Below are 552 nucleotides of genomic sequence, written 5' to 3'. Positions count from 1 at the left end.
TCTCAGTGTAACGAACGAGCGCCTGCCAGTGGCGTAACGCGTATCCGAAGGCCTTCGCCAGCGGCGCCTGAGTCGGTAAGCCGATGACGTTGCCCTCCAGCCACTGCCGAAATCGCATGAGCAGCGGAAGCGCCTCGGTTTGCCGCACCGCATATTTGAGATCCGGCGTGTGCTCGCGGGTTCGCGACTCGATCGCGTACAACTGGGCGATCCATTGCAGCGCCCGCGCGGCAAGCCCCGGTGTACTTTGTTTCTTGGCGATTTCGAAGAAGCGCCGGCGGCAATGGGCCCAGCATCCGACTTCGACGATGTCGCCGGTTTCATAGAGCGCGGCATGTCCGCTATACGCGTCCGCCTGCAGATAGCCTTTGTACTTCTGCAAGTACCTCAGCGGATGCGAGCCCGAGCGCGATTGGGCGAACTCGAACACGACCGCCGGTGGGTGATCGACCCAGACGCCATTCTCCTCGCGTTGTCCGGCGCCGAGATAGCCCCATAATCGCGCGATTCGTGTTGCCTTGCGACCCTTCTCGAGTAGAGGCAGCGTGGTGT

The 552-nt window shown here is 62.1% G+C and carries 1 protein-coding gene; it reads right to left on the bottom strand.

Going from position 1 to position 552, the window contains the following annotated elements:
- The coding region (locus AWB81_RS44115; protein WP_144444444.1) for an IS66 family transposase at positions 1–552 on the bottom strand (552 nt) is incomplete at both ends.

Source organism: Caballeronia arationis, assembly GCF_001544975.2.
In the GTDB taxonomy this organism is placed as follows: domain Bacteria; phylum Pseudomonadota; class Gammaproteobacteria; order Burkholderiales; family Burkholderiaceae; genus Caballeronia; species Caballeronia arationis.
The sequence above is the reverse complement of the archived record's forward strand: the minus strand, read 5'-3'. Positions and strand labels throughout refer to the sequence as shown.